A 13367-nucleotide genomic window follows, 5' to 3' on the forward strand; every position below is an offset into this window, starting at 1 on the left:
AGAAAAGAAATATACCGATATTTTCTAATAAAGTATAGACTTATAATAAAATCCAGGTTATAATACTATTATAGAGATCGAGGATATCTCTGAATTGGAAAACATTGATTTTTTATTTTTTTAGGGACGAAAGTTGTTTCGTTTCTTAATTTAATTGCATAGATCGAACATTAAGCCTTGCATTTTGCCTCGCGCAGATGCGGGCTTTTTTATTGTGTTAGCCACATGTTGATTGAAAAGGACATCTTCCAAGTCGGAGAAGATGTCCTTTTTGTCATTCTATGAAAAAATTTTCAATAGGACTGGTGATATGACTCAATCCTTCCTCCCGCTAACTGTATACGCTAGTAAGTATGGAGATTGATGGTTTCCGAAAGAGGGAAAAGGAGGATGAGGCGATGAAAATTATCGTAAACGAGAAAGAACTGAAGGAATATTTCGACGGACTTGCCCGTCTGCTGCCGCATCTGAACGCGCCACAGCCGCAAGTTTCGAATTCGTTTGACGTGTCTGCACTTTTAGCAGAGCTGCGTCAAACGATACGGGAAGAATTGGCTTCGCTCGGAATGGAGGGGCACCGCGATGCCGGCTCTTACAACTTGAATAAGCTCAAGCAAGTATTCGAGCCATATACAAGCAAGCCAGCCGAATTATTAACGTCAGCAGGTACAGTCGAAGGGACAATTACCAAGGTAGGCGGCGATTTTTTGGTCGTTCGCGAGCCTGGAGGAACGATGGTTATGGTTCCGCTGGAACAGCTGGTCTCTTTTCAATTGACAGCAAAGAAGGTGGAACAATGATCGAAGAGTTACTGTCCTTCGTGAACAAAGAGGTGCAGATAGCAAGCGCCTTGGAAACGATTCGCGGAACGCTGGTGTCGGTTGACGGATCGGCTGTAACGGTCCGCACATCAGAGGTATTCGGGTATGAGAACGGCAGCTATGCCATCATTCAATTGCGCTTCATTTCTTATATCCGGCTGTTGTAACGATTACGATTTTGAAGAAAAAGGGAGGTGAGGCACTTGTCGTATCAACGCGTGCCAGGACTAGTCAGCATTGTTGTCACCGTCTACAACAAGCTTCCCTATCTGTCGGATTGCTTGACAAGCCTGCTCAATCAGACCTACACGAATTGGGAGCTTATTATTATCGATGATTTGTCTACGGACGGGTCATACGAATATGCCGTGAATTGGCTTAACAGCAACGAGTCTTTGCTGCAGGAAAGAAAAGGAATTTATACGCTTCGGCTGCCGCGCAATATCGGTTACGCCGGCGCTATAACGGCCGGAATGTATTTGGCGAAAGGAGAATATATCGCCATTCAGGATGCGGATGATCTGTCTCATCCTGAAAGACTGGCCAAGCAGGTTCGTTATTTGAACGATAACCAGCATATTGATCTGCTAGGTACGAATTACGAGGTGTTCGAGGACGGTCAGCCGGACAGACGACAGCCGGTAAATTGGCTGAAATACGGGGATCAGATCGGGAAAGTATACGCAAAAGGCGGTCATTGCATCTGCCATGGGACGGCCATGTTCCGGGGGAAGGTGTTCGACCGCATCGGCGGACATACAAGACGTATAGAAGGAGCTGAGGATTACGAATTTATAGCCAAGGTTATCAAGCCGGGAGCAAGCAACGTGGACAATTTGCGGGAGGCGCTGTATTACTACCGCAAGCATCAGAAGCAGCGGTCACGAGAGTTTTTCGGCAAATCGAAGAAGGAGCAGGGTCATGACACGTAATCGGATTCGGCTGCTGATGGTGATGGACAGCTTGGCTGTCGGCGGTACGGAAACGTATGTGCTAAGCCTTGTGAAGGCTTTACCTGCGCTTGGTGTCATGCCAACGTATGCAGGCGGGACCGGCGTGATGTACGAAGCTTTTGCCCGCGCGGGATGTCCGATTCACCGCGTGGATCTGACGGCTGAGCAGCTGATGGACCCGGAACGACAGAAGCAGGCGGAAACCGCGCTTACGCAAATTATGCGCAGCCGTCGGATTGATCTCGTGCATATTCACCAGACGCCATCCGGCTTGTATGCGGCAAGAGCGGCACGAAAGCTGGGGATCCCGGTTGTATTTACCGTACATGGCGCTTACTATCCGACAGAACAGCTTCAATTGTTAAAGGATGCCGGATGTACCTTCATAAGCGTTAGTCCTCCCATTCAGGGGTATTTGGATTATTTGGATTTTCCGTCCTATCTGATTGCCAACGGTATAGATTTTGAACAATACCGACCCGCATCATCCGCAGCCTTGCGCGCCAGTCTTCAAATCCCGGACGGAGACAAGGTCGTTGTCTACGCTTCCCGTCTGGCTTGGGACAAGGCGGCGGTTTGCGCGATGCTCGTGCGGGCGGCACGAACCATTCGCCTTCATGAAAAGACGCCTCTTCATTTGGTTATCGCAGGCTCCGGCAATCAGGCAGCTGCTATTGCCGAGCTGGCGGAGACCGTGAATCACGAATGCAACGAGAAGTTCGTCCATATGGTTGGCAATCAGATGCAAATGGGCGACTATTATAATCTCGGTGATCTGGTTGTCGGTACGGGGCGAGTCGCGCTGGAGGCAATGGCTTGCGGCAAACCCGTCCTGGCTATTGGGAATCACGGTTATTTCGGTCTTGTGGACCAGCCTGTTTATGACGAGGCATGGCTGTATTATTTTGGCGACCATAATTCCAAGGAGCGTCCAAGCGAGCAGTTAATCGGAGAAGCAATCAACGGCGCGCTATCATCGGCGATCAATCTGGAGGAAGTAGGTCGTCAAGGACAGAAGTGGGCTCGGGACCATTTTGACATTCGGGGCAAAGCGCTTCAACTGAAGCAGCTGTACGGCTCCTTACTGGCAAAAACCTGATAGGAACGGAGTGATTGTAAAGAATGCGAAAGGTACTTTATCTAGGTTGGATCGGCTTCAATAACCTTGGAGACGAGTGGATGTGGGAGATGTTTAAGGCTCTGGCAGACACCTATCTGAAGGCGGAAGATTATCAAATCATCCCCTCGCTTCCGTCAGTCGAATGGAAGAAGGTAAGCCAATACGATACAATCGTTCTTGGCGGAGGATCACTAATTGTACCCGGTTACGTCGAACTCGTGCATGAAGCGTTAGAGCTCGGGAAGACCATTGTCATCTGGGGCAGCGGCCATGACCGTCTGCATAAATGGGTCCCGACAATAGACGGGCGGCCGAAGCCGGAGGCAGCATTGGAAAGCGTGGCGTATCGTCAAAAGCTGAAGGATATCCTGGAGCATAGCGTGTACTGCGGCGTACGAGGACCTTGGACACGGGATTATGTTGAATCGCTTGGGGCTTTGCCGAAGCATATGGAAATCAGCGGCGATTCAGCCATGCTGATGAATGCGCTGAAGCCCATGACGACTGAGCAGCTATCCACAGGTCTGCAAGGGGACAATCGCACGATTGGAATCAACTGGGGAACCTCTTATAACCGGATTTACGGAGGAAACGAGGAAAAGGTCGAGGATCAGCTGGCGGAGACGGGACGCGCGCTTCTTGCTCTCGGGTACAAGCTCCATCTGTACTCCGTCTGGGGACCGGATGAAAAGGCGCTTGCAAGCCTGTACCGCAAGTTAAGCCATGACGAGCGCGTAACTTACGATCCTAACGTGTATTCGGCTGCGGATTATGTCCAGCAATTGTCGGGGTTCGAAGCGACGATCAACCTCAAGCTGCATGCCAATCTGTTATCTGCGGCGGCGAACGTTCCCTTTGTATGCATCGGCTACCGATTCAAAGGCTTCGATCTGATGAAAGGTCTGGACTTGGACGATTGGATCGTTGCTTCGGATGACCGGCAATTGGCCGTAAAGCTGACGCAGAAAGTCCAAGCCGCCGCGGCTTGGCGGGAAGGGTATATCAGCAAGCTGGCAGAGGGGCGCCAAGCTGCATATCAATCGCTCATTAAGCCATTTCTTGAGAAGTTATTCTAATGTTACGTCAAAAGAGATTGTCCGCGTATGAGGGGGCCATCTCTTTTTTGTTGATGCAACAAATAGACAATACCCACGTCTATATAGTGTTTTTAAGATAGGAAATCGATTGTTGCCAAACCAAATAAAACTTTTAGAAGAAGTTAACAAGGATTTTCGACCATTCGTATAGTATTCATTTACGGGAGTGGGATTTATTTGGCAAAAAGAATGACGTTTAGCAAGACTACGGGGCGCAGGTGATCATTGTTGCTACTTATTGATTATATTGTGAATCTATCGATCTTTTCGCTGCTGGTTAGCGTACCGTTCATATTCCGTTCATTTATAAATCTCAAGCCGCTGAAGCATCCGCTTTGGGGAGGTCTCTATGGGGGAGTTGTTTCCGTCATCCTCGTTTTATTAGCCGTTAAGCAGCAAGGCTATGTTTACGACATTCGATATTCTCCCGTAATTTTGATGTTTGCCTATCTAGGCCCCATACCGGGCATTATTACCGGGTTTTTCGCGTTGTCCGTCCGTTTGCTCTCGGGCGGCAATTGGATGCCCGCCATCGAAGGCTGGGCTTTCATTATGCTGGCTTTTTCCCTTCTGCATATTTACTTTTCCCGCCGGCAGCTGCCGCCTTTTAAGAGAAGCATCGCATTTTCCGGCGCCTATGTTCTGCTATACGCATGCGTGGTATTTACCTTCCGGATTATGGTAAACGAACCGCTCTTTCATCTGCAGTATGTCTGTTTTGTCATATTAGGCGTTTTGTTAGGGGGGCTGTTGATTGAATCCCATGAACGTCTGCGCCGCACCATTGCCGAACGCAACGAAATGGAGCTGTCGCTTCACGAAAGCGAATATCAGTACCGGCTAATTGCCGAAAATACGTCCGATCTCATTGTGGTGATGGATCCCGATCACTCGATACGGTATTTCTCTCCGTCCCATGCGTTTGTGCTTGGATATTCTAGTCTGGCATTGAACCGCGCGGAGCTGGATCGAATCATAAGCCCGGATGATACGAAGATGTTTAACCAGACGATTATCAAAATAATGAATCAGAAAAAATCGCTGTCGATGGAAATTCGGTTCCGGCATTTGGACGGCCGATTGATACCTTTTGATTCCTTATGCAAGCCGGTTGAGGGAAAGGATGGACGGATCGAGCATATCGTCATCATCAGCAGAGATATCTCCGAACGCAAAAAAGCAGAAGAGTTTCTGTTGCAATCCGAGAAGCTTTCGATTGTCGGGGAATTGGCTGCGGGAGTTGCCCATGAGATTCGCAATCCGCTGACTACGCTCAAAGGATTTCTCCAATTATATAAAATAGAAAACCCTACTATGAAATACGGCGATTTGCTTCGGGACGAACTGGAGCGCATCGAAATCATTACAAGCGAGCTTCTCTCGATGGCCAAGCCGCAGGCGGCGATGTATACCGTCGCGAACGTCAAAGACGTCATTGAGCAAACGCTTGAATTTTTGACGCCGCAGGCGCTGTTAAGCAATATTGAATTCATTCGCGAGTACGAAGGAGATTATTTCCCGGTTACTTGCGCCAAATATCAATTAAAGCAGGTGTTTCTCAATATTTTAAAAAATGCGATCGAATCCATGTCTAAGGGAGGGGAAATTCATATCGGCATCCAATTGGACGAAGCAGGGGAATGTCTGATTTCCATCCAAGATCAGGGCTGCGGCATTCCGGACGAGCATCTTCACCGTCTGGGGCAGCCCTTCTATAGCTTGAAAGAGAAGGGAACTGGACTAGGACTCATGATCAGTCACAAAATCATTAAGCAATATCACGGCCGTATCGTTTATGACAGCAAAGTAGATATAGGTACCCGAATCGAAATCAGGCTGCCGGTTCATGATCATTCAAAGAAACGGGTAGACGAATAAGCTAGCAGAGAGTGGAGGTTTAGTTATGTTATTGGAAGTCATTGCAACGTGCATGGACGATGCCTTGACGGCTGAAGCGAATGGAGCGGACCGTCTGGAGCTGATAACGGCCATTACGGAAGGAGGCTTAACGCCAGGAATCGGTCTTGTGGAGCGTGTGGTACAAGCGGTCCGGATTCCGGTATTTGTGATGGTGCGTCCGCACAGCCGCTCCTTTGTATACGCGGAGCATGATATCGATACGATGGCTTCGGAAATCAAAGCGATTATAAATGCGGGGGCGGCTGGTCTTGTGCTAGGCGCTTTAACGCCGGAGGGGAAAATCGACGAGCAGGCGCTTGACCGGCTTCTGCCGATGACCGGCGGTTTGCAAGTGACGTTTCACCGGGCGTTTGACGAGCTGGCAGATCAGCATGAAGGGCTTCAAACGCTGATGAAGTTTCCGCAAATTACGCGCGTTTTAACTTCTGCCGGGCCAAGACCGGCGATGGAATCGGTGAAGGAAATGGCCGAACTTGTTGCAGCTGCCACAGGAAGCCATCTTGCGATATTGGCGGGAAGCGGTCTTACGACGGAAGGCGTTGCAGATTTTATTGCGCAGACCGGAGTAGGGGAAGTTCACTTTGGATCGGCTGTCCGTTATAACAAATCCAGCCTGTCACCGATTAATCCTTCCGTGCTTCGGCAGCTGGCGGATAACGTACGCTTGATTAGATAAATGTAAATGAATATAAAAAACAAAAAAGAACCTGGGCAAATCGCTCAGGTTCTTTATATTGCGCACAAATAAACACGATGTTATAATCGGTTTACGACTGATCAACAACAAAAAGTCATAATTATCTTATCTTACAATTTAATTGTAGCATGCCGATTCGAATCTTGTCAAACGTTTTTCTCAAATTAACGATCAGGAGAGATGGGGAATGAATTCATTGGTTATTGATTTGAAGGAAGTCGGCCATACGCAGCTTTCGCTTGTTGGCGGAAAAGGATCAAATCTTGGCGAATTATTAAAAATGAATGGCGTACACGTACCTGAGGGATTTTGCGTGACCACCGAAGGCTATCGAAAAGCTATTGAATCAAACCCAAATTTTCATGTTCTAGTGAACCGGTTAACGGCACTGAAGCCGGAAGATCGAGATGAGATCGGCAAGGTCAGCAGCGAAATACGCCAGACCGTTAGGCAGCTCGAAATTCCGGCGGATGTTGTGGCTGCCGTAACTCATTACCTTTCGCAGTTTGGCGAGGAGTCCGCCTTTGCCGTACGATCCAGCGCAACGGCGGAAGACTTGCCGCATGCCTCTTTTGCCGGTCAACAGGATACGTATCTCAATATCGTTGGCAAGGAAGCCATCTTGTCGCATATCAGCAAATGCTGGGCTTCCTTATTCACTGACCGCGCGGTCATCTACCGGATGCAGAACGGCTTCGACCACGGTCAAGTTTATCTATCCGTCGTTATCCAAAAGATGGTTTTTCCTTACGCATCGGGAATTTTATTTACAGCGGATCCCGTTACGGCTAACCGCAAGGTGTTGTCCATTGATGCCGGATTTGGACTCGGAGAAGCGTTGGTCTCCGGCGTGGTATCCGCCGATTGCTATAAAGTGCGGGATGGAATCGTTGTCGACAAGAGGATCGCACCCAAAAAGATCGGGATCTACGGTCAGGGTAAAGGCGGAACCGTCGTGCAGCCAATCGAGCCTGACCGGCAAAAGAATCAAGTGCTGACGGAAGAACAGATTTTGCAGTTGGCACGGATCGGAAGACGGATTGAAGCCTATTTTGGCTGCCCGCAAGATATCGAATGGTGTATGGCGGAGAATACTTTCTATATCGTTCAGAGCCGGCCTATCACAACCTTGTACCCGATTCCCGAAGCGAATGATCAAGGAAATCATGTTTACGTATCCGTCGCCCACCAACAAATGATGACCGACCCTATAAAACCGCTGGGCCTATCCTTCTACCTCATGACGACTCCCGCACCCATGAGAAGGGCAGGCGGAAGGTTGTTTGTTGATGTTACCCAAATGCTGGCTTCACCGGATAGCAGAGAAAGGCTTTTGAATACAATCGGACAATCCGAACCGCTGATCAAGGACGCTTTAACAACCGTAATCAAGCGTGGTGATTATATTCAGCCTTTATCCATCGAAACCTGTGAACCTCATCCCGGCCAAAAAAGCCAAAAAGCGTCTCCGCCTGCAAATGCTCAAGCAGAACCCAAGCTTGAACCCGGAATGGTTGTTGATTTGATAAAGAATAGCGAGGCGTCAATCGAAGAATTAAAACAAACGATCCAATCGAAATCGGGTACGGAGCTATTTGATTTTATCGTGGAGGATATCCAGCAGTTGAAGAAGGTATTGTTTAACCCGCAAAGTATTCAAGTGATTATGGCTTCCATGAACGCTTTAACCTGGATCAACGAGAAGCTCTATGAATGGTTAGGCGAGAAAAACGCAGCGGATACGTTATCCCAATCGGTTCCGAACAACATTACTTCGGAAATGGGGCTAGCGCTTATGGATGTCGCGGATGTCATTCGTCCTTATCCGCAAGTCATTGAATACTTGCAGCGCGGTAAAAATGATTTGGAGGGACTAATCAAGGTGGAGGGCGGACAGCAAGCCCTAGCTGCGATTAATCATTATCTCGACAAATACGGCATGCGTTGTCCCGGTGAAATCGATCTGACCAGAACCCGCTGGAGCGAAAATCCGGCTGCGCTTATTCCAGTCATTCTGACGAACGTTAAAAACTTCGAGCCCCATGCCAGCACCCTTAAATTCGAGCAAGGACGCCAGGAAGCTCTAGATAAGGAACAAGAGATATTAACAAGGCTAATGCAATTGCCGGATGGCGAACATAAAGCAAGCGAAACAAAGAAAAGGATTGATCTGATCCGTAATTACGCCGGTTACCGGGAGTATCCGAAATACGGAATGGTTAGCCGCTATTTTGTCTATAAGCAGGCAATTCTGAAGGAAGCCGTACAACTCGTGCACAAGAACGTCATACAGGAAAAAGAAGATGTGTTCTATCTCGCCTTTGAAGAGCTTAAAGAGGTTATACGCTCCAATCAGCTGGATGAGCAGCTTATCATTAAACGAAAGGACGATTATAAACGGTACGAAAAGCTAACTCCGCCACGCGTCATTACTTCTGACGGCGAAATCATTGCGGGCGAGTACAGACGCGAAAATCTGCCCGCCGAGGCTATTGCAGGTTTAGCGGTTTCCTCCGGCGTTATAGAGGGCCGGGCGCGCGTCATCCTGAACATGGAGGAAGCAAATTTGGAGGACGGGGATATATTAGTCACTTCTTTTACGGACCCTAGCTGGACCCCTTTATTTGTATCCATCAAAGGTCTGGTCACCGAAGTAGGAGGTCTAATGACGCACGGGGCGGTTATCGCGCGCGAATACGGGATACCCGCGGTAGTTGCCGTGGAGAATGCCACAACATTGATTAAAGACGGGCAGCGAATACGCGTGCATGGAACGGAAGGCTATATCGAAATCTTGTCATAACGATTGAGCTGCATAAATCTGATCGGAAATACACATTCTAGATTTAGCTTTTGCAGAAAGGATGAGCCCGGAAATGTCCAATAACAATAACTACAACCATAACCAGCATGATCATACCGACAATAATGATCAGCGGCAAAATAGCGTTCACGGCGGCGAGAACCGCAATGGACGTCTAAGCCAAATTAAAAATAGCAATCCGAATGGCGAAGAAGTGCAAAATGAGTTCTTAAGCCAAAAAGAGCTATAGGCTTCATAACGGAAAAATAACAGGAACAGCAGCCAAACCGGTTGCTGTTTTTCGTTGCGGGTAAGTTTGATTCTCCCCCTAAGAGGCGCTTAAATTATTCCATTTTGCGCTCGAGATCTTGCATCGGGAACGTATGTTTGGTATATAATAAATAAGAACAAATGTTCCTCGCGGGGTGAATTCGAATGGAGAGGTTTATCGGCAAAGTGGTACAGCTCATTTATATTGATCGAAAGCGCGAGGTAAGCATACGCGATGTTCGCGTTATATCGGTTAAAGCCGGTCGGCTGAAGGCATATTGTTTCCAGGCGCAAGCCATTCGCATTTTTAATCTCGACGGAATCGTGGATGTTGAAATCGCGCGAAAGAAAGAAGGGGCTTAACCTGTTGAACGATACGGAGCGGAAGCTGCTTAGGATTCTTTTTAATCGATATGGCCATCAGAACACGCGTATAGCTATTCCGGAATTAGCGCGATTCGCTCAAAGGGAAGTTGGTCAGATCCGAAAGGCGCTTGAGAAATTGCGCGAGGAGCGCTTCATTGAATGGGAAGATACGATGGATTACGTAAGGGTTATTCCCGGATGGCTGCAAGCGCGTTAAATTTAAACAGCCCGCTTCATTAGAAGCGGGCTGTTGTTGTTATGGGCAGACTTGTTATTTACCGTTAAACGCGCTAAGCATCCAAACATGTTTTTCGAGCTTGGTGTGGATGGCAAGGAGCATATCCGCCGTTGTTTCGTCGCCGGCTTCCTCGGCATCCTCCATTCCTTCCTTAAGCTCATCGATCACCAGCGAGAAATCTTTAATAAGCTGGTCAACCATTTGTTCGGCTGTCTCCTTGCCGCTGGCCTCCTTAAGGGTAGACTCTTTCAGGTGGTCGCTCATTGTAGCGATCGGTTGGCCTTTTACCGCGAGCAAGCGTTCCGCGATTTCGTCGACATGCAGCGCCGCTTCTTCATAAAGCTCCTGGAACTTAACATGCAGCGTAAAGAACTGTGAGCCTTTGACATACCAGTGATAGTTGTGAAGCTTCGTATAGAGAACGCTCCAGTTGGCGATTTGGCGGTTCAAATGTTGTTGGACGGTTTTGGTCGTTTTGGTAGTCATAATACATTCATTCCTCTCGAGATTAATATTGAACTCTGGTTAGTAAATAAACAGGAAAACGATCATTGAAACAGCATTGCTCTATTTACTCCCGAACATCCGTTTGGTATAGTCGATTCAATAAGGAATCGTGAACGGCGAAGAGCGAGGAGAACGTTATGACAAATACTGTGCAATTATCCGTGCGAGCGCTCGTGGAATACGCTTATAGGAGCGGGGATATCGATACGGCTTTCCGATCTGCCGTTGCGCTTACGGAAGGAACGAAGGCGCATCAGCAAATTCAACGGCAATATGGAGAGCAGGATGCCAAAGAGGTATACGTATCGGCAGAAATGGCTTTCCGGGATCTGATGTTTGTTATTGACGGCCGTTGCGACGGCCTGCTTCAGACGGATCGCGGGCTAACGATCGACGAGATCAAATCCACCTCCGGCAAGCTGCCCGCCATTATGGAGGAGACGTTCATCGTTCATTGGGCACAGGCGTATTGTTATGCCTATATGGTGGCCAAGGAGCGGGAGTTAGCTGCGATTAATGTCCAATTGACCTACATGCAAATAGACACCGGTGAATGCCGCCGCTTCGTGCGTACGATGACATTATCGGAACTCGAGCAGTTTTTGCTCGATACGGTTAGCAGTTATTATCCTTATGCCGCAATGAAAAATCTTCATGCCGCAAAACGGGATGCCAGCATCAAGAAACTGGCTTTCCCGTTCTCCTCGTATCGGGCTGGCCAGCGTAATTTGGCGGCATCCGTGTACCAGACGATCGTGGATGGGCGCAAGCTGTTTGCGAAGGCGCCAACCGGAATAGGCAAGACGATGTCGACCCTGTTTCCGGCAGTAAAAGCGATTGGAGAAGAACGGCTGGAGCGGCTCTTTTATTTGACAGCCCGTACGACAACGCGAACGGCTGCCGAAGAGGCGCTTACAATGCTTGGCGATGGCGGTCTGCATCTGCATGCCGTTACGTTGACGGCGAAAGAAAAGGCATGCTTGAAAGACGAGGTTCGCTGTTCTCCCGAATACTGCGAATTCGCAAAGGGTTATTACGACCGCGTAAATGGAGCCATTCTGGACATGCTGGGCAACGAGACGTCCATGACGCGCGAAGTCATTGAACGGTACGCCTACAAGCATCATGTCTGTCCGTTCGAATTTTCGCTTGATGCCGCTTATGCGGCTGATGCGGTCATTTGCGATTATAATTATATTTTTGATCCGCGCGTAAACCTGAAGAGACTGTTTGAGGAACAAAAACGGAAGACGGCACTATTGGTTGACGAAGCGCATAACCTTGTCGATCGGGCACGCGAAATGTATTCCGCGGAGCTACGAAAAGCCGATTTTCTTGAGCTTCAGCGAGCAAGTAAAACCATTCGTCCGCTCGTGTACCAATCGGCGAAAGCGGTAAACCAATATTTTATCGCTTTGCGCAAATCGATTGAGGAAGGCGGCAATGAAGCAACCGGCAAAAACATGGAGCGTTACCTGCCGGAGCAATTGATTGAACAACTGGAATCGCTTGTCGAAGCGGCAGAAGAGCAATTGGCTCAAGGGGACCAAGATCCGTTATTGCTGGACGTCTACTTCGGTTGCCAGCATTTCTTGCGCATAGCCAAGCTTTATGACGAGCGATACGTCACCTACGCCGAGAAAGAAAGGAATGACGTTCGCATGAAGCTGTTCTGTCTCGATCCATCGTATCTGCTTCGGCAATATGCCAAAGGCTACAAGGCGCAGATCCTGTTCTCCGCTACCCTGTCTCCGCTTCATTACTTCATGGACATGCTTGGCGGAGATGCTGAAACGGATTACGCCGTCGCCATTCCCTCGCCATTCTCGTCCGAGCAGCTTGATGTCCGGATCGAACGGCTGTCGACCCGTTATCAGGACCGCGAACGGACAATGGACCGGGTCGCGGGTTTGCTGCATTCGATGGCTATGCGGCATCAAGGCAATATTCTGGTGTTTTTCCCGTCCTATGCTTATTTGAATGGCGTGTATGAACGATTTATGGAACTTCCGTTGTCATCGGAGGAGGATGAAATGCTTACGACGATGGTTCAAAGACCTAATATGCCTGAGGAGGAGCGGGATGCCTTTCTGGCTTCCTTTGCACCGGACAATAAAAACACGCTTGTCGGCTTCGCCGTTATGGGCGGCATATTCTCGGAGGGGATCGATTTGGTGGGGAACCGTCTTACCGGTGTGGCCGTCGTTGGAGTAGGATTGCCCCAGGTCGGGCTGGAAAGGAACATTATTAAAGACTATTTCGACCGCCAAGGGAAAAACGGCTTCGAATATGCTTACGTCTTTCCCGGAATGAACAAAGTGCTGCAGGCTGGCGGCCGGCTCATCCGTTCGGAAAGCGACCGGGGAATGCTGATGCTGATCGACGACCGTTACACGCATCCTCAATATGCCAGGCTTTTGCCGCCGGAATGGAGTAGGAAAGAGACAAACCTATATGAATAGGAAGACGAACCCAACTGGGGGCGTCTTTTTTTATTCTGATAAATAAGGGGAATATGGCTTGCGTTAAATATATGTATGCGATATATTGCATATAAGATTAAATTTCCATAATA

General features: G+C 48.6%; 13 protein-coding genes. 12 read left to right on the top strand and 1 reads right to left on the bottom strand.

Going from position 1 to position 13367, the window contains the following annotated elements; translation table 11 throughout:
• Positions 1-398 precede the first annotated feature (398 nt).
• The 11 genes from WFJ73_RS13035 to WFJ73_RS13085 all read left to right on the top strand — a co-directional run bounded on the left by WFJ73_RS13035 (position 399) and on the right by WFJ73_RS13085 (position 10264).
• Positions 399-800 (top strand): hypothetical protein, encoded by a 402-nt coding sequence (locus WFJ73_RS13035; protein WP_336773470.1) that lies wholly within the window; start codon positions 399-401, stop codon positions 798-800.
• Positions 797-988: a hypothetical protein gene (locus WFJ73_RS13040; RefSeq protein WP_336773471.1), complete on the top strand. Its 192-nt coding sequence runs from the start codon at positions 797-799 to the stop codon at positions 986-988. The genes WFJ73_RS13035 and WFJ73_RS13040 overlap by 4 nt, the downstream gene beginning before the upstream one ends.
• A gap of 36 nt (positions 989-1024) precedes the next feature.
• Complete coding sequence (locus WFJ73_RS13045) at positions 1025-1753, top strand: glycosyltransferase family 2 protein (protein WP_336773472.1); 729 nt, start codon at positions 1025-1027, stop codon at positions 1751-1753.
• Entirely contained in the window at positions 1743-2873 is a 1131-nt protein-coding gene (locus WFJ73_RS13050; protein ID WP_336773473.1) for a glycosyltransferase, read from the top strand. The genes WFJ73_RS13045 and WFJ73_RS13050 overlap by 11 nt, the downstream gene beginning before the upstream one ends.
• Before the next feature lie 23 nt (positions 2874-2896).
• Entirely contained in the window at positions 2897-3970 is a 1074-nt protein-coding gene (locus tag WFJ73_RS13055) for a polysaccharide pyruvyl transferase family protein (RefSeq protein ID WP_336773474.1), read from the top strand.
• 246 nt (positions 3971-4216) lie between these two features.
• Entirely contained in the window at positions 4217-5869 is a 1653-nt protein-coding gene (locus tag WFJ73_RS13060; RefSeq protein ID WP_336773475.1) for an ATP-binding protein, read from the top strand.
• A gap of 25 nt (positions 5870-5894) precedes the next feature.
• Positions 5895-6587 (top strand): copper homeostasis protein CutC, encoded by a 693-nt coding sequence (locus tag WFJ73_RS13065; RefSeq protein WP_336773476.1) that lies wholly within the window; start codon positions 5895-5897, stop codon positions 6585-6587.
• A 208-nt stretch (positions 6588-6795) separates the two neighbouring features.
• Complete coding sequence (gene ppsA, locus WFJ73_RS13070; protein ID WP_336773477.1) at positions 6796-9411, top strand: phosphoenolpyruvate synthase; 2616 nt, start codon at positions 6796-6798, stop codon at positions 9409-9411.
• Positions 9412-9484: 73 nt separating this feature from the next.
• On the top strand, positions 9485-9661 hold the full coding sequence (locus WFJ73_RS13075; RefSeq protein WP_336773478.1) for a hypothetical protein: 177 nt from the start codon (positions 9485-9487) through the stop codon (positions 9659-9661).
• Between the two features lie 185 nt (positions 9662-9846).
• Positions 9847-10044, top strand: a complete 198-nt coding sequence (locus tag WFJ73_RS13080) for a hypothetical protein (RefSeq protein WP_336773479.1) — start codon at positions 9847-9849, stop codon at positions 10042-10044.
• Positions 10045-10048: 4 nt separating this feature from the next.
• A complete protein-coding gene (locus WFJ73_RS13085) occupies positions 10049-10264 on the top strand; it encodes a hypothetical protein (protein WP_317979576.1) in 216 nt (71 codons plus the stop codon).
• A gap of 54 nt (positions 10265-10318) precedes the next feature.
• Here the strand turns inward: WFJ73_RS13085 and WFJ73_RS13090 are convergent, their stop codons facing one another.
• Positions 10319-10771: a Dps family protein gene (locus WFJ73_RS13090; protein ID WP_317979577.1), complete on the bottom strand. Its 453-nt coding sequence runs from the start codon at positions 10769-10771 to the stop codon at positions 10319-10321.
• Between the two features lie 158 nt (positions 10772-10929).
• On the opposite strand from WFJ73_RS13090, the gene WFJ73_RS13095 reads away from it, so the two are divergent.
• Positions 10930-13254, top strand: coding sequence for an ATP-dependent DNA helicase (locus tag WFJ73_RS13095; protein WP_336773480.1), 2325 nt, complete (start codon positions 10930-10932; stop codon positions 13252-13254).
• Positions 13255-13367: the final 113 nt, after the last annotated feature.

It is taken from the genome of Paenibacillus sp. MMO-58, assembly GCF_037146255.1.
In the GTDB taxonomy this organism is placed as follows: Bacteria; Bacillota; Bacilli; order Paenibacillales; family Paenibacillaceae; genus Pristimantibacillus.

What these genes read in the sequence shown, in the direction of transcription:
- WFJ73_RS13075 (WP_336773478.1), top strand. Translation starts at nt 9,485, where the DNA reads ATGTCCAATAACAATAACTACAACCATAACCAGCATGATCATACCGAC.
- WFJ73_RS13080 (WP_336773479.1), top strand. Translation starts at nt 9,847, where the DNA reads ATGGAGAGGTTTATCGGCAAAGTGGTACAGCTCATTTATATTGATCGA.
- WFJ73_RS13055 (WP_336773474.1), top strand. Translation starts at nt 2,897, where the DNA reads ATGCGAAAGGTACTTTATCTAGGTTGGATCGGCTTCAATAACCTTGGA.
- WFJ73_RS13090 (WP_317979577.1), bottom strand. Translation starts at nt 10,771, where the DNA reads ATGACTACCAAAACGACCAAAACCGTCCAACAACATTTGAACCGCCAA.
- WFJ73_RS13040 (WP_336773471.1), top strand. Translation starts at nt 797, where the DNA reads ATGATCGAAGAGTTACTGTCCTTCGTGAACAAAGAGGTGCAGATAGCA.
- WFJ73_RS13050 (WP_336773473.1), top strand. Translation starts at nt 1,743, where the DNA reads ATGACACGTAATCGGATTCGGCTGCTGATGGTGATGGACAGCTTGGCT.
- WFJ73_RS13035 (WP_336773470.1), top strand. Translation starts at nt 399, where the DNA reads ATGAAAATTATCGTAAACGAGAAAGAACTGAAGGAATATTTCGACGGA.
- WFJ73_RS13095 (WP_336773480.1), top strand. Translation starts at nt 10,930, where the DNA reads ATGACAAATACTGTGCAATTATCCGTGCGAGCGCTCGTGGAATACGCT.
- ppsA (WP_336773477.1), top strand. Translation starts at nt 6,796, where the DNA reads ATGAATTCATTGGTTATTGATTTGAAGGAAGTCGGCCATACGCAGCTT.
- WFJ73_RS13065 (WP_336773476.1), top strand. Translation starts at nt 5,895, where the DNA reads ATGTTATTGGAAGTCATTGCAACGTGCATGGACGATGCCTTGACGGCT.